The organism is Pseudoalteromonas sp. NH0006-26, from assembly GCF_057552415.1.
This window is the reverse complement of record NZ_BAAJMJ010000004.1, coordinates 119,520-141,428: the sequence shown is the minus strand read 5'-3', so window position 1 is coordinate 141,428 and position 21,909 is coordinate 119,520. Positions and strand designations below refer to the sequence as shown.

Below are 21,909 nucleotides of genomic sequence, written 5' to 3'. Positions count from 1 at the left end.
TGGCTTTTAGGTCTAACGCTAATTAGTAAATTGCAATAAATAAGTGGTTATACCAAAAAACCACCTCAAAGCGTTAAAAAAGGAACTTAACTACTTTAAATCTAGCACATCTTGCATATCATAAAGTCCTGCTGGTTTATTTTTCAACCACTGCGCAGCTCTTATAGCACCTAGTGCGAAGGTCATTCGCGAGCTGGCTTTATGGGTTAATTCAAGTCTTTCGCCCATTGCAGCGAAGTAGGCCGTATGTTCACCTACTATATCGCCACCTCTTAGCACCGAATAGCCAATTTCATTTTGTGATTTGGCCTGCTCTATGTTGTTACGATCATAAACAGCAACCTCATCATGATCCCACCCTTTTGCCTGTGCAATCGACTCACCAATAGCTAATGCTGTACCCGATGGCGCATCGATTTTATGGCGATGATGCGCTTCAAAAATTTCAATATCTAAATCATCGCCTAATTTTGTCGCTGCTGTTTGCACTAAGTTAAGCAGTAAATTTACGCCCACGCTATAATTACGCGCAAATACGATCGGGATATGTTTAGCGGCATCTGTTAATAGAGCCATATCATCATGAGTTAAGCCAGTGGTGCCAATTACCATAGGTGTTTTTTTCTCAACAGCTGTTTTTAAGTGATTTCTCATGCCTTCAGGCAAAGTAAAATCTATAAGCACATCTACATTTTCAACCTGCTGTTCACTGCTAAACTTAATCTCTTTTGCCGCTGCGCTGTTAAGCTGATTAACTGGCAAGTCTAATAACGGTGACTGACTGCGTACATAGGCCGCAGCTAATTGTGAATTTTTATTAATTGTTGCTGCTTCTACAAGTGCTAGTCCCATTCGACCATTTGCACCAAATACACCTACTCGATTCATCTTTTTACAACCTATGTATTTTTTAGTTAGCTAGATTTTATCTAAAACTCATGTAATAGTCAGGAAAGCTTATAAAAAAGCTTCGATTATTTTAGGGTCTGTTGACCTTTGCGGATTAAAATTTGTTTAAACTAGGAGCGGTTTGATCGTGGCGCGAGGTTTGTAACCTAGTGGGCTAAGTAAAAACCGAGCAACAAAGAGTAAATCGCTCCTAGGCAGAACCCTTCGGGCAGCGCCTGTTTGGCATTGATGATGCGTTATCGCCTATTTATGGGGAATACCACACCACATAGGCTCTGCCTTGCCTAAATACCAAACAAACTGCTGCAAATTTAACCTTGAAAGATCAACAGACCCTCATAATAATAACAGATAGTCTTTGCATTTAGCCATCTATACATTTAAACTTCCTTTTTTGCGCCGATTTGGTCTTTGGCTTGCGGGCGCTGTTGAGTTACTTATCTGGTTAGATAGTAAAACAAACAACTAAATTCAGCTAAAAGAGGGATGCTTTGGCTGTTTAATATATCAATCGGTTTCGATTGCTATGAATAATTAACGAGGATTATGATGCAGCCATCATTTGATAAAAATAAAGCAAGATTTTCTTTGCTCCCCCTACTCACCTTTGTTGCTATTTTTTTAGGCTCAGGCTTATATTTGCAATCTCAAGGGGTTGATTATGCATTTTATCAACTCCCAGCACCGGTCGCTATTTTACCCGCGATTGTTTTAGCCTTTATTTTAAATAAAACCAGTATCAACCAAAGCGTAGAGACCTTTATTAAAGGTGTGGGTAATAACAATATTATTACCATGTGCCTTATTTACTTACTAGCGGGTGCTTTTTCGGCGGTTGCAGGTGCAACCGGCGGTGTGGATGCGGTTGTTAATGCTGGTCTCTCACTTATACCTCCTTCATTATTACTGCCTGGTTTGTTTTTAATAGCGGCGGTTATTTCTACTGCGATGGGTACGTCAATGGGAACTATCGGTGCTATTGGTCCAATTGCCTATGCGGTATCCATAAAAACAGGAATTGATCCTGCTTTAATGGCCGGTACCATTGTATCTGGCGCTATGTTTGGTGATAACTTATCAATAATTTCTGACACCACGATTGCTGCTACCCGTACGCAAGGTTGTGAAATGAAAGATAAGTTTAAAGAAAACCTTAAAATTGCTGTTCCGGCCGCTATCCTTACTATTGCATTGCTATTGTTTTTAACGCCTGCAGCACAAGTAGTTGATACCAAAGACTACGATATTTTATTAGTACTTCCTTATGCCTTTATTTTAGTCTTGGCGGTAATGGGCTTTAATGTGTTTGTAGTGCTATTAAGCGGTATTGTATTTGCCGCACTAATGGGCTTTACCGGTAGCTATGAAGGTGCCAGCTTTGTAAAAGATATTTACAAAGGCTTTAGCGAAATGCAGGAAATATTTTTACTGTCTATGTTTATTGGTGGCCTCTCTGAGTTTATTCGTATTAATGGTGGCCTCGACTACATCGCGCAAAAAATTCAAGCGATTACTAAGGTCATTGCAAAATGGCACCGTAAAGTGGCTGATCAGTTAGGGATAGCTGCATTAGTACTAACCAGCAATATGTGTATTGCTAACAACACAGTGTCTATTATTGTAACAGGCCCGATTGCTAAAAAGTTAGCTGACGATGGTGAAATTAGTGGTAAACGTTCTGCCAGTTTATTAGATATTTTTGCCTGTGTAACGCAGGGGTCTTTGCCTTATGGCGCACAAGCATTATTACTCGGTGCTACATTTAAAATTAGCCCATGGGATGTTTCAACCTCATCTTACTACTGCTTTATTTTAGCTTTTACCGCGATTGCGGTTATTTGCTTACGTCGTAATAAAGCTTAAATCTTGTTTAAACAGTGTATTAGCTGCATGCTAATACACTGTTTATAACAATAAATAATTAACAAATTAACCGTGTTTGCTATAATGTGATATTCAGCGTGTCACATAAAATATGGTTATGAAAATTAAAAACTTACTTCCTCTCGTTGCACTTAGTGCGTGTGCCTTAAGTTCAACAGCTACTGCTGCTAATTGGAGCAGTACTGCGCTTCATATTAACAACGGTAATCATAAAAACCCGTTCACTGAACAAAAATCAAGCACCACGGTTTATTCATTGCAACATGCTTCAGGCCATGACTATGGGGATAACTTTTTCTTTATTGATTACAGCACTGATGGCAATGACGATAACTACCAAGATCAAGACTTTTACTTTGAAGGTTATTCTACGCTTAGCTTATCGGCCGTTATGGACGAAAAAGTAGCGTCAGGTGCGCTCGTTGATGTTGGCCTAACCATGGGTATTAATGCTGCAGGCGATGCTAAAGTTGTTAAATACTTACCGGGTGTAAAATTAAGCTGGGATGTACCTGGTTTTAATTTCTTCTCAACCCTTGTGACTGCCTACATTGATGATAGTGAAGGTGTTGCGAAAGGCGGTGCGCCAATTGAAACCAACAGCTGGATGTTTGACGTTGCTTTTGAATATCCATTTATGATTGGCTCACAAAAATTTAGTGTTAAGGGTCATGCGGAATATATTGCTGAGCGTGAAGATGAGTTTGGTAATGACGTACGCGCTTGGTTTTTAGCTCAACCTATTATTGTATGGGATATGGGGCATGCGCTAGAAATGAAAGAAAACACCTTACTGTTAGGTATGGAGTGGCAGTACTGGCATAACAAACTTGGTACAGATGTTACAGAGTCAGTTCCACAAGTACACATAGAGTGGACTTTTTAATAATTAAATACTTAACTATTAAAAAATAAAACCTGTCATTAGACAGGTTTTTTTATGGTTGATTACAACTTACACTGCGGATTTTTACCTTGTGCTTTAGCTGTTTTTTGCTCACTAAGCGCTTTACTCATTTGCGATTGTAAATTTGCAATACGGCTTGTTGGTGCTGGGTGAGTTGATAAAAACTCTGGCGTTGCCCCACTGCCCGCTTGACTCATATTTTGCCAAAGCGTAACAGACTCTTTAGGGTTGAAACCTGCTTGCGCCATTAAATCTAAACCAATAACGTCAGCTTCTGTCTCATGTGAACGACTAAACGGTAAAACCACACCATATTGAGCGCCGAGACCCAGGCCTTGCATAATTTCATTACGGTATTGAACATTGCCCATTTCAAGCGCAGCACTGCCTAATTGCATTCCTGTTTGTAAAATAGAGCCTTGTGAAACGCGTTCATTTGAGTGCTCAGCAATCACATGACCGACTTCATGGCCTAAAACAGTAGCAACCTGATCTTGGTTTGTGGCTATTTTTAATAGCCCAGTGTGCACCCCAATATAACCGCCGGGTAGTGCAAATGCATTGGCTGATTCATCTTCAAATACCACCACTTCCCAATTTTGAGATGCATATTGAGAAGGTAGGACAGCCACTACTTTTTCAGCAATACAATTGACGTAACTATTTACTTTTGGGTCTTTGTTTACCGGCTGCGTTTTTTTCATCTCTGCAAAACTGGCAGTGCCCATTTGACTCATTTGTTGATCTGAGTAAAGCGCAATTTGCGTACGCCCAGTTGGTGATGTTTTACAACCTACTAATACTGCACTGGCAAGTACTGCCAAAACCAATTTCTTCATTATGTTACCCTAGATCATTGTTTTATTGAGTATAGAATAGCAAACGCGGTGTTAGTTTAAAATCTTTGCTTTTTGCGATTAAACAATTAAGTTAGCAGGCGAACTAAGTTTATCCAACGCCGTTGCCCTGCTATACTGCCCAACCTATATTCGTTGTTTTGAGTTTTTAAATGAGCGCTTCGGCTTCTTCTTTTAATACCCGTATTTTATTGCCTTTATTAGCCAGTATTGTGGCAATCACGCCTTTAGCCATCGATATGTACTTACCGGCGATGCTGGTAATTGCCAACGATCTCAATACTAGCATGCCAAATGTTCAAATCTCGTTGAGTATCTATTTAGCAGGTTATGCACTGGGCATGTTGTTTTTTGGCCCTATAGCCGATCAAATTGGCAGGCGTAAACTAGCGCGAATAGGACTCAGTTTATTTGGCTTAAGTTCACTCGCATTGGCATTTACCACTGAAGTGCATACTTTTTGGGTGCTACGGGCTGTACAGGCATTTACTGGGGCAGCTGCCACGGTTGTGGTTCCTGGGATAATAAGGCACATATATCAAAAAAATACTGCTAAGGGTATGTCGTACGTGTCTATGATCATGATGATAGCCCCATTACTTGCCCCCTCTATTGGCTCTGTTATTTTAGGCTTTTCAGTTTGGTCGACTATTTTTATTGTTTTAGCGGCTTATAGTTTTGTAATTTTACTTTTTGTGCAGCGTTACTTAATTGATATCCCGATATTTAAAAATGATCGAAAAGGGTTAGCGCTATTCTTTTCAAGTTACAAAGTAGTATTAAGTAACCCACATGCTCGCGCTGATATTTTAAGCTCGATGTTTGTGTCGTTTGGCTTTTTTTGCTTTTTAACCTCGGTGCCTTATATCTACCTCGACTTATTTAAAGTATCAGAACAATTGTTTGGCCTGCTATTCGCTTTTAATGTAATGGCGCTGATGTTTGGTAACTTTTTAAACACTCGCGTTGTACCGCGTATTGGCTCTCGTAAAATGCTTTATTACGGCTTAGTGTGTGGTTTTATCTCAGGTGCGGCATTATTGAGCTTTAGTGCATTACACTTGTCGCTTTACTTTATTGTGGCTGCAATTGCTCCTTTAATGATGAGCTTAGGTATTATAGCCAGTAATGCAGACTCTTTAATTTTAATGAAGTTTGAACAAAACACAGGAACTGCAACCGCAGTTATTGGCACACTGCGTTTTGGAAGTGGTGCATTAGTAGGCCCTATATTAGCTATTCTGCATGCACAAAGTGCCGTTCCATTTTCTAGTTTAATGTTTAGCGCGGTGGTACTCACAATACTGGTGCAGTTAATACATTACTTTACAGATAAAAAAAATGCCTCGTAATGAGGCATTTTTTAAATCATAGTCTTAATTAAGCGTCAGCGGCTTTAGATACCATCACCATTGCAGGGCGTAATAAACGACCGTTTAATGTGTAGCCTTTTTGCATTACTGCTAAAACAGTATTTGGGCTTACATCGTTGCTTGGTTGGATTGACATTGCTTGATGAAAATCTGGATTAAACTGTTCACCTTGTGGATTTACAATTTCAACGCCAAATTTAGCCACCGCATCGTTAAAGCTTTTCACTGTCATATCAATGCCTTCTAGTAAAGGCTTAAGCGTTTCATTTTCTTTATCAGAAAACTCAATAGCGCGCTCTAAGTTGTCAATAACAGGGAGTAATTCATTAGCAAATTTTTCTAGTGCAAATTTGTGTGCTTTTTCTACATCTTGTGCAGCGCGACGGCGCATATTGTCCACATCTGCAGCAGCGCGAACTACACTATCTTTTTGATCTGCAATAGTTTGTTTTGCAGTTTCAAGCTCAGCATATAACATAGCAATTTCTGCTTCAGGGCTTTGCTCTTGCTCAGCATGTTGTTCTGCTGCTTCAACTGCCGCCTCAACGTCGGCTTCCATTTGCGCCACTTCTTCGTTCAGTTCTACTTCTTGCTCTGGGTTTTGTGTCTGCTCAGACATAAAATATATGCTCCAATTCTTTACAACTGCGGTAATTATGGGGATTGAATAAAAAGATTCAAGAGCTCAATGGCTCTAATAATTTAAATTCTTGGATTATTTTCTCTAATTGCGCTGATTTTGGACAAATAACACAAAAACGACTTTGATATTCTTGGTTTTGAAAGTACGGCACACTGATCACAATGAGATCATCGCAGCTACTAAACGGTAAGTCTTCAGCACTGAGAATAGAGACCCCATTTTTAAATGCGAGTTTATCTTCAACAAAATTCAAAAATGACACACCGATATTGAGGCTTTGCTCACAATCTATTTTTTTATAAAGGTAGTTTTCGCCCACCACTATACTGTTATCTGAGCCTAACTTTTGACTTAGTTCACGCGTCCATTGAGTTAAAGAGTCATGACAATTGCGCGGTGCCGTATTCGACATTGCCTGCATTCGATAAAGCCCTTCAATTAAAGATTGTTGGCTAAAAACCGTATTAAGCCAAGTTGCAAACTCGTATCGTTGGTTATCACTAGGATCGTGAGGCTTATTAATGCAAATATTGTGGCTCTGCCCTGCTCTGTCTAATAACAATACAAGCCAGTTATTTGCATCGAAGTCGAGCACTTCTACTCTAAATACTTGCTGCGTTCTAACTTGCGGTAACCCCACACAACAACATACTTGGTAACGTTGGCTCAAACCATGCGCCAGCTCAACCAATTGTGCTTGTTCAGGTTGCCAATAATTAGCAATATCATTGAGTGTAAAAAACTCATCAAACCAATAGTCAAATCCATCATTGGTAGGCACACGGCCAGCAGATGTATGCGGTGAATACAACAAGCCTATTTTTTCTAGACGTGCCATTGCGTTACGCACAGTAGCAGAACAGACCGCCATACCTTTTTGCTTTGCAATTTTTGTTGACGGCACAGGTAAGCCATCGCCGTTACAGTACATACTCATAACAGCGGCAAATATTTGCTGATCTCGTGGGTTTAGTTTCATGTTATCTACATCTTTACGCATGACTGTTATATCGGGGCTAGGTATTATTATTTCAAGTATAAAAAATACAATAAATCTAAATTTTACAGTGAATTAATTAAATCCGCTGGGTATTACTAAAATCCATGTTTTCAAACACTTCTGTTTTAGGTTACTCTACAAATATTAGAACTTTCAGTGTATTTATTATGGACTCTCCCTTTAATACTATCGGCTTGATTGGTAAGCCAAATCACCCTAATGCAGCCGCTACTCTACAACGATTACATACGTTTTTATTAGCTTTAGGCTTTGAGGTGATTGTTGAAAAACGTACAGGGAGCCAACTTAGTGATGTACCGAGCGACAAACTCGTAAAGCTCGTTGATTTAGGCGAGCGTGCCGACTTAGCGATTGTGGTCGGGGGCGATGGCAACATGCTTGGTGCTGCACGGGTTCTCGCCCGCTTTGATATAGCCGTAATTGGTGTAAATAGAGGTAATTTAGGCTTTTTAACCGATTTAAATCCAGAAGGATTTGAGGGCAGTTTAGAGCAGGTACTCAGCGGCGATTACATTGAAGAAAAACGTTTTCTATTAGAAGTTGAAGTGTATCGACATAACGAACTTAAAAGCGCTAATTCTGCCGTAAACGAAGCGGTGCTCCATGCTGATAAAGTAGCACACATGATTGAGTTTGAAGCTTTTATTAACGATGATTTTGTATTTTCACAACGCTCCGATGGATTAATTGTATCAACACCAACAGGGTCAACGGCCTATTCTTTATCGGGCGGTGGGCCTATTTTAACACCGGAGCTCAATGCAATGTCACTGGTTCCGATGTTTCCACATACTTTATCAAGCCGCCCTTTGGTGGTTGATGCTGATAATGAAGTGCGTTTAAAACTTAGTTTAGAGAATACGGATAGCTTACAGGTAAGCTGTGACAGTCATGTTGTACTTGCCGTATTACCTGGTGATGAGGTAGTTATACGCAAAGCAGATAAAAAATTACGCTTAATTCACCCAAAAAATTACTCTTATTATAATGTGCTACGTAAGAAGCTTAATTGGGGTAGCCGTTTATATTAATGTTATTGCCAAACATGCAACTTTAGCGCAAAATACCGGGCTAGATTTTTTAAACACCATCAGGAAAAAGTAGTAATGACTTATGTAGTATTTCTTGCTTTATTATTATTAATTACTTTACTTGGCAGTTACTTGCTAATTGAGAGTAATCGTAAAAAAACCATTGAAGCAAAGAAAAAGCTGTTTAACGAGCGCGTGGCAAGTACTCAATCACGTTTAAAAATAAAACTAAACGAGTTACTTGATGCAAAAGTCATCAGTGCTAAACACCTCCCTCGAATTCAAGCCGTTGTAAGTAACTTTTTTGTGGTACAGGCACATACCGATGAAAATTTAGTTAAGTTGGAGTCGTTATGTGACCAACTTATTAATATACTCACCGAAGAGCTTATAAAAACCTACAAAAATAACAATAGCCAAGCATTTGCCGATAGCACTCAATATTTTATAGCTGAGTTGCCAGCTCAAGGTATTTTATACAATAAAAACTTTTACCAAGAAGTCCTTCCTACGCTAATTTTAAAGTTAAAAACTGAAGATATTATACAACCAGTTGATAATATTGATCTTAATGCTGAACTCCTCCCTATTGATGAAGAAAAAAAAACACTAACTGAGTCGAGCATTGCTTAAAATGTAGAAATTTAATTTGCAAAAAACCAAAACACTGTATAAATTAACAGTTAATTCACTGGATGGATGAACAGTATGTTAATTGGTTTAGAAATTAAAAATTTTGCAATCGTAAGTAATTTAAGCACAGAATGGCATTCGGGTATGACCGCTATTACCGGTGAAACGGGTGCGGGTAAATCAATTGCTATTGATGCTTTGTCACTGTGCCTTGGAGAGCGAGCAGAAGCATCAGCTGTGCGCCCAGGCACTGATAAAGCCGAGGTAAGTGCGCAATTTGATTTAACCAACTTGCCATACGCTCATGCCTTTTTAGAAGATAATATGCTAAATAATGACGATAACGAATGTTTGCTTCGTCGAGTTGTTTGCAAAAATGGCCGCAGTAAAAGCTATATTAATGGTAGCCCTGTTACCGCCGCACAGCTAAAAGAGTTAGGTCAATATTTAATTTCTATACACGGTCAACATGCTCATCAGCATCTATTGAAAGCAGAGCACCAATTACAGCTACTTGATGCTTACGCAGGCCATCATAATCTTGTTAATGCTGTAAGCCAACGCTATAAACGTTATGCTGACTTACAAAAAGAATTTAAGCAGTTGGAACATCAGCAGCAGCAACAAGCTGCGCAAAAACAGTTATTAGAATATCAGGTGGCGGAGCTTGATGAATTTGCCTTACAAGCGGATGAATTTGAACAAATAGAAGCTGAGCATTATAAGCTCAGTAACAGCCAAACTATTTTGCAAGCTTGTCAGCGCGAGCTACAACATTTATACGAAAGTGATGAGCAAAATGCATGCTCTCTTTTACAACACAGTGCACAGCAATTTAATGAGCTTGCGCACTATGATGAAAGCTTAGCCAGTGTAGCTGCATTACTAACTGAAGCCGCTGTTCAAGTTGAAGAAGCAAGCCGAGAAATACGTAATTATACTGAACAAGCCGACTTAGATCCTGCTCGCTTAACCGAAGTAGAAAACAGGCTCAGTGGCGCTATGGATTTGGCAAGAAAACACCATATAAAGCCACAAGAGCTAGTGGAATTTCATCAATCTATAACACAAGAGCTAGACTCAATCAGCAGTAACAGCACACGTCTTGAACAGCTTGAAGGGGAAATTGCAGATGCCCTTGAGGATTATAAAACGGCTAGTGAAGAATTAAGCGCCAGTCGTCATCAATACGCCAACACGCTAAATGGCTTGATCAGTGAAAGTATGGCTAATTTATCCATGGAAAATGGCGTATTTGAAATAGCCCTTACAGCGCATACCGATCGCTCTGCAAATAGCTTAGGTTTTGATAATGTATCGTTTTTAGTATCAACTAATCCTGGGCAACCATTGCAACCCTTAGCAAAAGTAGCCTCAGGAGGTGAGCTATCACGAATTAGTTTGGCTATTCAGGTTATTATTGCGCAAAAAGTCACGACCCCTACACTTATATTTGACGAAGTAGATGTCGGTATTTCTGGCCCAACAGCCGCTGCTGTTGGTAAACTACTGCGCCAACTAGGTAAGTCTACGCAAGTAATTTGTGTGACCCATTTACCGCAAGTGGCCAGTAGTGCTCATCAGCAGTTTTTTGTTGCCAAAGAAATCGCAGACGGTGAAACGTTTACGCATATGCTGGCATTGAATAAAGATGGCAGGGTTAATGAGATTGCTCGATTACTGGGTGGTGATAACATTAGCAAAACAGCTAAAGCAAATGCGAAAGAGCTTATAAAAGCGCACGGATAAAGTTAATCGCTTTATAGTGCGTTACCTTGATACGGTGAGGATACCTTAATGCAAACGACGGTCATTTATTTTGGCTTAGCAATTAACTGGCTGCTACTGATAGTCAGTATACTTTTAGCCGTGTTTAGTAAATTTAAACACACACAATTTAAACAAGGCTTATATCGTTTTTTAAATATGGCACTCATAATCCAAGTTGTTATTGCCATTGCGTTAGTTTTTAGCAGTACAGCTATTAGTGGCTTAATAACACTTAGTTGGTTAGTGATTGCCTTACAACTGGTTTGTAATTTTATTTGTTATAAAAGCGTGAAGCGCCGACAAGCCAGAGTGAAACCGAGCCTTGATCACTTCTCGATGGATTAACTAACAGCACGTTTAAAAATGCCCGCAATCTATGTATAGCGGGCATTTTTATATGTAAAATCTCATAATTGCAAATAGCTAGTTCAAAATCTATGTCCCTTTTATAGACCTTAAACAACGACTATGTGAACCATAAATATTTACCCTTGTTTTTAAAACTAAGAGAATAAAAAAAGCAAACCCGAAGGTTTGCTTTTGACTCCATTCTAACAAAAGAATTTTTTACACTTTTAAATAATCCATAATGCCTTCAGCCGCGTTACGACCCTCAAATATAGCGGTAACCACCAAATCTGAACCACGAACAATATCGCCACCAGCAAATATTTTAGGATTGGTAGTTTGATGAGTAAATTCACCTTGCTCGGGTGCATTAATACCGCCCCAGTGGTTAATTTCTACATCGTATTTTTCTAACCAGTCCATTTTATGAGGCTTAAAGCCAAATGCCATAATCACTTGTGTGGCTTCAATAATATGCTCTGATCCGGGAACTTCTTCAGCACGACGACGGCCGTTTTCATCTGCCTCACCAAGCTGAGTTTTTACCATTTTAACGCCAGCAACTGCGCCTTTATCATTAAGGACAATCCCTTTTGGCTGAACGTTATAAGTAAAAATCACGCCCTCTTCTTTGGCATTTTTTACTTCACGTTTTGAGCCAGGCATGTTTTCTTCATCACGACGGTACGCACAGGTCACCTTTAATGCATTATGACGAATGGAAGTTCGCACACAATCCATTGCAGTATCACCACCACCTAGCACAACGACTTTTTCATTTGCCATATCAATACACGCTTGCTTAGACTCATCGTAGCCCATTACGCGGTTGGTGTTACCAATTAAGAATGGCAGTGCATCATGCACACCCGGCGCATCTTCGTTTTCAAGCCCCGCACGCATACTTTGATAAGTCCCCACTCCTAAAAATACGGCGTCATACTCATTAAGTATTTCATCCATGCTAATGTCTTTACCCACTTCAACATTGAGCTTAAATTCAACACCCATTTCAGTAAATATTTCGCGACGTTTTTGCATTACTTCTTTTTCTAATTTAAAAGAAGGAATACCAAAGGTTAACAGTCCACCAATTTCTGGGTGACGGTCAAATACCACAGGCTTTACGCCATTACGTACTAAAATATCAGCACAGCCTAACCCTGCGGGCCCAGCACCGATAATCGCCACTTTTTTATCTGTCCATGTCACATAGGACATGTCGGGTTTCCAGCCCATTTTGAACGCGGTATCGGTGATGTATTTTTCAATATTACCGATTGTTACCGCACCAAACTCTTCATCTAATGTACATGAGCCTTCACATAAGCGATCTTGTGGGCATACTCTTCCACACACTTCTGGCAAACTGTTAGTGCGATGCGATAGCTCAGCGGCCTCTAAAATGCGTCCTGTGCGGATCAACTTTAACCATTGTGGAATGTAGTTATGTACTGGGCATTTCCACTCACAATAGGGGTTACCACAATCAAGGCAACGATCTGCCTGAGAATTAACCTGATTTTCTGAAAAGGGTTCATAAATTTCTACAAACGATTTTTTACGCGACGAGATTGGTTTTTTGCGTGGGTCTACACGCTGCACGTCTATAAATTGATATACATTTTCGCTCATACTGCCCCCTTATTGCGCTTGAACACGTAGTTCGGCGCTACTGCGAGCGCGGTGCCCGAGTAAACTTTTTACGTCACTTGATTTAGGTTTTACTAATTTGAACATTGGTAAATAAAGTTCAAAGTTAGCTAAAATAGTTTCTGCTCTGCATGAGCCTGTTAGTTCTAAATGATCAGCAATTAAGCCGCGTAAATGCTCTTGGTGTGAACTCAATTCATCTAAAGTAACCACTTCAACCAACTCTGGGTTAATGCGTTTCTCAAAATCACCTCGTTCATCTAAAATATAAGCGAAACCACCGGTCATACCTGCACCAAAGTTCACCCCTACATTACCAAGTACACATACCACGCCACCGGTCATATATTCACAACCGTTATCACCAACGCCCTCAACAACGGCTTGCACACCCGAGTTACGAACAGCAAAACGCTCGCCTGCACACCCTGCTGCAAACAATTTACCGCCGGTTGCACCGTATAAACAGGTATTGCCGATAATTGTTGCTTTATGACTTTCAAATGACGAACCCAGTGGTGGGCGAATTACTAGCTTACCGCCGGCCATGCCTTTACCAACGTAATCGTTAGCATCACCAACTAAAGTCATTTCAAGGCCGCCGGCATTCCATACACCGAATGACTGACCAGCTGTACCATGTAATTCAATAACCACCGGATCTGCGGCCATGCCTTGATTACCGTGTTTATCAGCAATATATCCAGAAAGCATGGCACCTACTGATCTGTCGGTATTACAAATACGACTTACTAATGAAATGCCGCTTGAGTTATCTATTGCCTCTTGTGCCTTACCAAGTAAGTTCTCATTTAACTCACCTAAATAATGCGAGCTATTTGGTGCACTGCAAAACAAAGTTTCACCCGTTGGATTATTTGGCTGAGCGATAACCGCTGATAAATCTATTTTTTGCTGCTTGGCTGTTTTGCCTTCAATGGCTTCGAGTAAATCTAAGCGACCAATCAAATCGGTTAGGTTTGCAACACCTAAACTTGCCATAATTTCACGCGCTTCTTGAGCAATAAACTTAAAGTAGTTCATCGCCATTTCTGGTAAGCCGTGATAATGCTTTTGACGCAATGTATCGTCTTGGGTTGCTACACCGGTAGCACAGTTATTTAAGTGACAAATTCGTAAGTATTTACAGCCTAACGCCACCATAGGTCCGGTACCAAAACCAAAACTTTCAGCGCCTAAAATGGCTGCTTTGATAATATCAAGACCGGTTTTTAAACCCCCATCTGTTTGCAGGCGGATACGATGACGAAGGCCGTTTTCTACTAATGCTTGTTGCGTTTCAGCAAGGCCTAGCTCCCATGGGCTGCCTGCATATTTAACCGAGGTTAAGGGGCTTGCACCCGTGCCACCATCGTAGCCTGAGATAGTAATTAAATCGGCATACGCTTTTGCAACACCGGTTGCAATTGTTCCTACGCCTGGTTCAGACACCAGTTTTACCGAAATCAGTGCCTTTGGATTTACTTGCTTTAAATCAAAAATAAGCTGGGCTAAATCTTCAATAGAGTAAATATCATGATGCGGTGGCGGTGAAATAAGTGTCACACCCGGTACCGAGTAACGAAGCTTTGCAATATAAGGCGTTACTTTTTCACCTGGTAACTGCCCGCCTTCGCCCGGCTTAGCGCCTTGGGCTACTTTTATTTGAATGACGTCCGCATTGCGTAAATAATGAGGCGTGACACCAAATCGACCCGAGGCAACTTGTTTGATCCGTGAATTTTTTTCCGTACCGTAACGAAGTTTGTCTTCGCCACCTTCACCAGAATTTGAGCAGCCACCTAAACGATTCATGGCAATGGCAAGTGCTTCATGCGCCTCTGGTGATAATGCACCAATACTCATCGCTGCTGAGTCAAACCGTTTATAAAGCTCAGTGGCAGGCTCTACCTCATCAATGCTTATACCCTTTTCTGGCAGCTTTAAGGCCAACATATCACGCAACGTCGCGACTGGACGGTGATTAACTAGCTTTGCGTACTCACTGTAATCACTATACTCGCCACTACGCACTGCTTTTTGTAACGTTTGAATCACATCAGGATTATAAGCATGGTACTCACCCCCGTGAACGTATTTAAATAAGCCACCATGGCTCAATAATTTACGTTTACTAAGCGCCAGTTTATGCAAGCTTTGCTGATCGTCATCAAAGTCGCTAAAACACGCTCCTTTTATGCGACTTGCAACGCCTTTAAAACACATCTCAACAATCGCGTCCGATAAGCCAACCGCTTCAAACAACATTGAACAACGATATGAAGCCACGGTGCTAATACCCATTTTCGACATGATTTTGTACAAGCCTTTATTAATTGCTTGACGATAAGCCAGTGTCACTTCGCAGTATGACTTATTAATTACCTTGGTATCGCTCATAGCCACTAGTGACTCGTACGCTAAATACGGGTAAATTGCAGTTGCACCAAAACCTAACAGTACTGCAAATTGATGCGCATCGCGAACACTGCCGGTCTCAATAATGATATTAGACTCACAGCGTAAGTTATTATCTACTAAACGCTTTTGTACCGCACCTACAGCCATAGCTGCAGGAATAGGTAACTGATTGTCATCAAAATGACGATCCGTTAGCACTAACATGATGCAGCCTGATGCCGCTTTTTCTTGCGCTTCATCACACACACGTTTAACGGCGTTTTCAAGGCCTTCTTCTACGGTGTAAGTAATGTCAATCTTACAGTAACTGTAGTGGGCTTCATCGGCATTTAGTAGCTGCTGCATGTCAGCATACATTAGAATAGGGGTATCAAATTGCAGGCGTTTAGCATGCCCTGTTGTTTCATTAAATACGTTTTGCTCACTGCCTATACACGTTGCCAACGACATTACATGGTTTTCTCGTAACGGATCAATTGGCGGATTCGTAACCTGAGCAAACTTTTGGCGGAAATAATCAAAGAGTGAACGATGTCCTTCGCTCAGCACGGAAAACGGCGTATCGTCACCCATGGAACCCGTTGCTTCCTGGCCATTTTCACCCATTACACGAATAACGCTGTCTAGCTCTTCATTGGTATAGCCAAACATCTTTTGATATTTAGCAAGGGTAGCATCATCGAATGACCGATTACCTGCATCTTGCTCAGTCAGTGCTTCAAAAGGCGTTAAGCGCTTAACGTTTTCTTCTAACCACGACTTATATGGATGACGTGATTTTAAATCTTGGTCAATTTCATCTGAGTGCCAAATTTTCCCAAGCTTTGTATCAATAACGAGTAGTTCACCTGGGCCAACGCGTCCTTTTTCGACCACCTCGTCAGCGGTGTAATCCCATATTCCCACTTCCGAAGCTAAAGTAATAAAACCATCTTGAGTAATGATGTAACGCGCAGGACGCAGGCCATTACGGTCTAGATTACAGGCTGCAAAACGCCCATCCGACATAACAATGCCTGCAGGTCCGTCCCATGGTTCCATATGCATTGAATTAAAGTCATAGAATGCGCGTAAATCGTCATCCATTGCTCTATTTTTTTGCCATGCTGGCGGTACTAACATACGCATCGCACGGAATAAATCCATACCACCAGCTAAAAATAGCTCTAGCATATTATCGAGGCTGGATGAGTCAGACCCTGTTTCATTAACAAACGGCGCTGCGCTTTGTAAATCAGGAATAAGTGGCGAAGCAAATTTATAAGAACGGGCACGTGCCCATTGGCGATTACCTTCAATAGTATTAATTTCACCATTGTGCGCTAAATAACGAAATGGTTGTGCTAAAGGCCAGCGAGGCTGTGTGTTTGTAGAAAAGCGTTGATGAAAAACACAAATAGCACTGGTCATGCGAATATCCGCAAGATCAAGATAAAAATTTGGCAAGTCAGCAGGCATCATTAAGCCTTTATATATAGTGACTAGCCCAGATAAGCTCGCAATATAAAATGACTCATCGTCCATTAGACGCTTTTCTGCACGACGACGTGCAACATATAAGCGGCGTTCTAAATCTTTAGAACGCCAACCTTCTGGCGCACTAATAAAAATTTGTTCAAACCCTGGCAATTGTTTTAGAGCGATAGGTCCTAACATTGATGGATCGGTTGGAACTATACGCCAGCCCAAAATATTTAGCGTTTCTTTTTCTAGTTCTTCGCTTAAAACATCTTTGGCTGCTTGTGCTAATACCGGATCTGCATTGAGGAAAATCATCCCAACGGCGTAATTTTTACCCAAATGCCAATTATTCTCAGCAGCAATAGCACGAAAGAAGCTGTCTGGTTTTTGTAATAACAATCCACAGCCATCACCTGTTTTACCATCAGCAGAAATACCACCGCGATGCTGCATGCGATCTAAACCGGTGATCGCCGTACGAATGAGTCGGTGACTCGCTTGGTTATTAACTTGGGCTATTAAGCCAAAGCCACAATTATCTTTTTCTAGTTTTGAGTCATATAACATGGACTCCTCCCCTTGCTGCGCTGTTAACGTGGATGAACGGCTCGACGATTTGCTAACAGACGATCAAAATTAGCGTTATTCCACTCTTGAGTCAATATTTTTATGAATACATATTCATTATATTGAATATATTTCAACTTAATTAAAAATCATAAAACGATGCCAAATATTAACATCTGCATGGATATCGAATCGAAAAATAGATTGACACCGGTGTTATTTTTAAAAACTTGTAAACAAAAGACATGCACAGCGAGCAGTTTACGTAAACGTAAAGCAAGCTAAAGATGAATAACTATTCACTATATGCCGTTTCCTCTTTTGTGCTGTATTAGTAATTCATCTGCACACGACATTTAATTACAGCGGCTTCTATTAGCGCATAGTTTATTCAATGGATTTACACGTTATCCTCATGTTATGCATTAATTAACAACTTGCTTTGCTTTACGTTGAGGTAACCCACCTCCCCCATAGACAAATCAAAAAAGTGCCCGCAGCGGACACTTTTGATGTCCGCGGACATGTAAAACAGAAAGGACAAAGTTAAAACCACTATAAATTCAACAAGATAAAAATTGACATGTTATTCAAATACAACATCACATGAAAATTTTAAGGTATTCGAGTGTTTACTATTGGCTTATTTTTAATTTCACTGATCAGTATTTGCTTTGCCAACGGTGTGATTTGTTATTTTAATAAGCATTAGCGTTAAAGCTGCCAGGTAATAAAAGACAGCCAACATAAAATACTCAAGTTATAAAAACTAACCTTTGTAATAAAAGCTGAACCCTGCTTGTTATTTTTATCGACTTAAATGCTTTATACGAATGGCTTGAAATTAAAATCAAAGTGGAGGTGTTAATTGATAAAGTAAGCATACAAATTAAAACTCTTGCTAACTAGCAGTTTACCTTTGATATTGCTGATGATGAGACGTTTTTATAAAATATTATTCGAGCAGCTCACTAAATTAAACTCCGGCTTATCTTTAAAGAGAGTTTATTTAGGGCTTTATAGAATGAGTTTATGCATTCAAAAATTAGAAGCTAAATACAAAAAAAGCTGCAAATTGCAGCTTTTTTTAACCTAAACGCTTATTCAGCGTCTGCAGGTTTATGCTTTGCAGCTGTTTCAGTGATCAACGGTTGTAATTCACCACGTTGAAACATCTCAATGATAATGTCACAGCCACCAATTAACTCACCTTCAACCCAAAGTTGTGGGAAAGTAGGCCAGTTAGCGTAAGCAGGAAGCTCCGCACGAATGTCTGGATTAAGTAAAATATCTACATAAGCAAACGGTTCACCACACGACATTAACGCTTGTGATGCTTGTGAAGAAAAACCACAATTAGGCAGTTTTGGTGATCCTTTCATGTATAAGATGATTGGGTTTTCAGCAATTTGCTGTTTAATTTTATCGATGGTTTCCATTTACAACCTCAAAATGACGATAGCGAACACATTAGGCCTTGAAAAAGTTTCACTGTGGCCTCAGATATATAGATTAAAATAGGCAATTAAAGCCTCAATCTTAAATAGCTTTAGCAATAGCATTGCTGTTTGCTAAAACTTGAGTAAAATACTCAACAATTATAGTAACACTATATTCCTGTTTGGTATAGATAAGTGCCCTGTTTGTGCAGGCATTACGTATTACTAAATAGACTATCAACCAAAAGAAGATGGAGATAAAAAATGGCATTTGAACTACCGTCACTACCGTATGCAATTGATGCACTTGAGCCACATATTTCACAAGAAACGTTAGAGTTTCACCATGGTAAACACCACAACACTTATGTGACTAAACTTAACGGTTTAATTCCAGGCACTGAGTTTGAAGGTAAATCACTTGAAGAAATCGTTTGTTCTTCAGAAGGTGGTGTTTTCAACAACGCTGCTCAAATCTGGAACCACACTTTCTACTGGAACAGCCTATCTCCAAATGGCGGTGGCGCTCCAACAGGTGCAGTTGCTGATGCAATTAACGCGAAATGGGGCTCATTTGACGCATTTAAAGACGCGTTAAACGACAAAGCAGTAAATAACTTTGGTTCAAGCTGGACTTGGTTAGTTAAACTAGCTGATGGTTCACTAGACATCGTTAATACATCTAATGCTGCAACACCGTTAACAGATGCAGGTATTACTCCAATCCTAACTGTGGATTTATGGGAACACGCATACTACATTGATTACCGTAACGTGCGTCCAGATTACCTTAAAGGTTTCTGGTCACTTGTTAACTGGGAATTCGCGAACGCTAACTTCGCATAATTAGTTTAATACTAGTTTTTAAAAAAGACGCTTAGGCGTCTTTTTTTATGCCTACAATTTGCATTAATCGCGTTTATACGTAGGTTGTTTTATAAAAGCGCATCATGATCATTTTTCATATAAATTTTTAATTTTATTGCACAAAAAATTAAATTCGTGACTAGACTTTAAATAGTGAATACATTTTCCAAGTAGGTTTCGGAGGTCATTATGACTATTTTTGATCACTACCAAGCGCGTTATGAATCAACACAAGAAGAAGAGTACAGTGTTGCTGAATTTCTAGAAATTTGTAAAACCGATAAGTCCGCTTATGCCAGTGCACCTGAACGATTACTGATGGCCATTGGCGAGCCTAAAATGGTAGATACTGCTACCGATACTCGCTTAAGTCGCTTATTTTCGAACCGTGTTGTTGCACGTTACCCCGCATTTGCCGATTTTTATGGCATGGAAGACGCTATTGAACAAATTGTGTCTTATTTAAAACATGCTGCGCAAGGCTTAGAAGAGTGTAAACAAGTGCTTTATTTACTTGGCCCTGTTGGTGGCGGTAAGTCATCGATTGCTGAAAAATTAAAGTATTTAATGCAACAAGTGCCTATATACTCAATTAAAGGCTCTCCTGTTAATGACCATCCATTGGCATTATTTGACCCCATTGAAGATGCAAACCTGCTCGAAAAAGAATACGGAATTAAGTCTCGCTACCTGAAAACGGTAATGTCGCCATGGGCTGCAAAACGCTTACAAGAATTCAACGGTGATATTAGTCAGTTTAGAGTGGTAAAACGCTTCCCATCAATTTTAAATCAAGTGGCAATTGCCAAAACAGAACCTGGTGACGAAAACAACCAAGATATTTCTGCTCTTGTAGGTAAAGTAGATATTCGCCAGCTAGAACATTTTGCACAAAATGATCCTGATGCGTATGCCTATTCTGGCGCATTATGTTTGGCTAATCAGGGCTTAATGGAATTTGTGGAGATGTTTAAAGCACCGATAAAAGTGTTACATCCGCTTTTAACAGCTACCCAAGAAGGCAACTATAATGGCACAGAAGGCATAAGTGCCTTGCCATTTAGCGGCATGATACTCGCCCACTCCAACGAGTCAGAATGGCAAACCTTTAAAAACAATAAAAACAACGAAGCTTTTTTAGATCGTGTTTATATCGTTAAGGTTCCATATTGCTTAAGAGTGACCGAAGAAATTAAAATTTACGACAAGCTGATTGAGCACAGTGAATTATACAATGCCCCTTGTGCGCCAGGAACACTTAAAATTTTAGCGCAATTTACCACCCTATCACGATTAAAAGAGCCTGAGAATTCTAGCATTTACTCAAAAATGCGGGTCTACGATGGTGAAACACTCAAAGACACCGATCCAAAAGCTAAGTCGTATCAAGAATACCGTGATTACGCTGGTGTTGATGAAGGCATGACGGGTCTTTCGACACGTTTTGCGTTTAAAATTTTATCCCGCGTATTCAACTTTGACACCACCGAAGTGGCCGCCAACCCTGTACATTTGTTTTATGTGCTTGAGCAACAAATTGAACGTGAACAATTTAGCGCTGAGGTTGAAGAGCGCTATTTAAGCTTTTTAAAAGGCTATTTAATCCCACAATATGTTGAGTTTATAGGTAAAGAGCTTCAAACCGCCTATCTAGAGTCATACTCAGAATACGGACAAAATATATTTGATCGCTATGTAATTTATGCTGATTTTTGGATTCAAGATCAAGAATACCGAGATCCTGATACCGGCCAACTATTTGACCGTGATGCGCTTAATGCTGAGCTCGAAAAAATTGAGAAACCTGCGGGCATCTCTAATCCTAAAGACTTTAGGAATGAGATTGTTAACTTTGTACTGCGTGCTCGCGCTCACAATAATGGTAAAAATCCGCTGTGGACGAGTTATGAAAAACTACGCACTGTTATTGAGAAAAAAATGTTCTCAAACACAGAGGACTTACTCCCAGTCATTTCATTCAATGCTAAAACGTCAGCTGAAGATCAGCAAAAGCATGAGGACTTTGTTAACCGTATGGTTGAAAAAGGCTATACCCAAAAACAAGTGCGCTTACTATCTGAGTGGTATTTACGGGTTAGAAAATCGCAATAACCTTCATAATTGC

16 protein-coding genes are annotated in these 21,909 nt (G+C 40.0%); 9 read left to right on the top strand and 7 right to left on the bottom strand.

What is annotated here, in order from left to right; all coding sequences use genetic code 11:
- Window positions 1–90 precede the first annotated feature (90 nt).
- Window positions 91–888, bottom strand: a complete 798-nt coding sequence (gene dapB, locus AC27JR_RS07810) for a 4-hydroxy-tetrahydrodipicolinate reductase (protein ID WP_487173245.1) — start codon at window positions 886–888, stop codon at window positions 91–93.
- A gap of 570 nt (window positions 889–1,458) precedes the next feature.
- On the opposite strand from dapB, the gene AC27JR_RS07805 reads away from it, so the two are divergent.
- Together AC27JR_RS07805 and AC27JR_RS07800 are read left to right on the top strand one after the other, a co-directional pair.
- Entirely contained in the window at window positions 1,459–2,772 is a 1,314-nt protein-coding gene (locus AC27JR_RS07805) for a Na+/H+ antiporter NhaC family protein (protein WP_273180598.1), read from the top strand.
- 118 nt (window positions 2,773–2,890) lie between these two features.
- Entirely contained in the window at window positions 2,891–3,679 is a 789-nt protein-coding gene (locus AC27JR_RS07800) for a hypothetical protein (RefSeq protein ID WP_055012946.1), read from the top strand.
- A 62-nt stretch (window positions 3,680–3,741) separates the two neighbouring features.
- On the opposite strand, the gene AC27JR_RS07795 is transcribed toward AC27JR_RS07800, so the two are convergent.
- Window positions 3,742–4,539 carry a M48 family metallopeptidase gene (locus tag AC27JR_RS07795; RefSeq protein ID WP_487173244.1) on the bottom strand — a complete coding sequence of 266 codons (798 nt, stop codon included), beginning with the start codon at window positions 4,537–4,539 and terminating at the stop codon, window positions 3,742–3,744.
- A gap of 170 nt (window positions 4,540–4,709) precedes the next feature.
- Between AC27JR_RS07795 and AC27JR_RS07790 the strand changes: the two genes are divergently transcribed.
- Window positions 4,710–5,909, top strand: coding sequence for a Bcr/CflA family efflux MFS transporter (locus AC27JR_RS07790; RefSeq protein ID WP_372859222.1), 1,200 nt, complete (start codon window positions 4,710–4,712; stop codon window positions 5,907–5,909).
- A 28-nt stretch (window positions 5,910–5,937) separates the two neighbouring features.
- On the opposite strand, the gene grpE is transcribed toward AC27JR_RS07790, so the two are convergent.
- Window positions 5,938–6,549, bottom strand: a complete 612-nt coding sequence (gene grpE / locus AC27JR_RS07785) for a nucleotide exchange factor GrpE (protein WP_131691187.1) — start codon at window positions 6,547–6,549, stop codon at window positions 5,938–5,940.
- A 58-nt stretch (window positions 6,550–6,607) separates the two neighbouring features.
- Complete coding sequence (locus AC27JR_RS07780) at window positions 6,608–7,573, bottom strand: HrcA family transcriptional regulator (RefSeq protein WP_487173243.1); 966 nt, start codon at window positions 7,571–7,573, stop codon at window positions 6,608–6,610.
- 167 nt (window positions 7,574–7,740) lie between these two features.
- Here AC27JR_RS07780 and nadK point away from each other — a divergent pair, with 167 nt between their 5' ends.
- From nadK to AC27JR_RS07760, 4 genes are all read left to right on the top strand, one after another.
- Window positions 7,741–8,625, top strand: coding sequence for an NAD(+) kinase (gene nadK / locus AC27JR_RS07775; protein WP_008464501.1), 885 nt, complete (start codon window positions 7,741–7,743; stop codon window positions 8,623–8,625).
- A 75-nt stretch (window positions 8,626–8,700) separates the two neighbouring features.
- Complete coding sequence (locus AC27JR_RS07770) at window positions 8,701–9,258, top strand: hypothetical protein (protein ID WP_131691189.1); 558 nt, start codon at window positions 8,701–8,703, stop codon at window positions 9,256–9,258.
- Window positions 9,259–9,333: 75 nt separating this feature from the next.
- A complete protein-coding gene (recN, locus tag AC27JR_RS07765; protein WP_487173242.1) occupies window positions 9,334–11,007 on the top strand; it encodes a DNA repair protein RecN in 1,674 nt (557 codons plus the stop codon).
- Window positions 11,008–11,055: 48 nt separating this feature from the next.
- On the top strand, window positions 11,056–11,373 hold the full coding sequence (locus AC27JR_RS07760) for a hypothetical protein (protein ID WP_487173241.1): 318 nt from the start codon (window positions 11,056–11,058) through the stop codon (window positions 11,371–11,373).
- Between the two features lie 222 nt (window positions 11,374–11,595).
- On the opposite strand, the gene AC27JR_RS07755 is transcribed toward AC27JR_RS07760, so the two are convergent.
- The 3 genes from AC27JR_RS07755 to AC27JR_RS07745 all read right to left on the bottom strand — a co-directional run bounded on the left by AC27JR_RS07755 (window position 11,596) and on the right by AC27JR_RS07745 (window position 18,917).
- On the bottom strand, window positions 11,596–13,011 hold the full coding sequence (locus tag AC27JR_RS07755) for an FAD-dependent oxidoreductase (RefSeq protein WP_076918541.1): 1,416 nt from the start codon (window positions 13,009–13,011) through the stop codon (window positions 11,596–11,598).
- 9 nt (window positions 13,012–13,020) lie between these two features.
- Window positions 13,021–17,478: a glutamate synthase large subunit gene (gene gltB / locus AC27JR_RS07750; RefSeq protein ID WP_487173240.1), complete on the bottom strand. Its 4,458-nt coding sequence runs from the start codon at window positions 17,476–17,478 to the stop codon at window positions 13,021–13,023.
- 1,100 nt (window positions 17,479–18,578) lie between these two features.
- On the bottom strand, window positions 18,579–18,917 hold the full coding sequence (locus AC27JR_RS07745; RefSeq protein WP_008113155.1) for a Grx4 family monothiol glutaredoxin: 339 nt from the start codon (window positions 18,915–18,917) through the stop codon (window positions 18,579–18,581).
- Window positions 18,918–19,181: 264 nt separating this feature from the next.
- On the opposite strand from AC27JR_RS07745, the gene AC27JR_RS07740 reads away from it, so the two are divergent.
- Window positions 19,182–19,763, top strand: coding sequence for a superoxide dismutase (locus tag AC27JR_RS07740; RefSeq protein WP_487173239.1), 582 nt, complete (start codon window positions 19,182–19,184; stop codon window positions 19,761–19,763).
- A 210-nt stretch (window positions 19,764–19,973) separates the two neighbouring features.
- The gene (locus AC27JR_RS07735; protein ID WP_487173238.1) at window positions 19,974–21,896 is read left to right on the top strand and encodes a PrkA family serine protein kinase; all 1,923 of its coding nucleotides are present in this window, start codon (window positions 19,974–19,976) and stop codon (window positions 21,894–21,896) included.
- Window positions 21,897–21,909 lie beyond the last annotated feature (13 nt).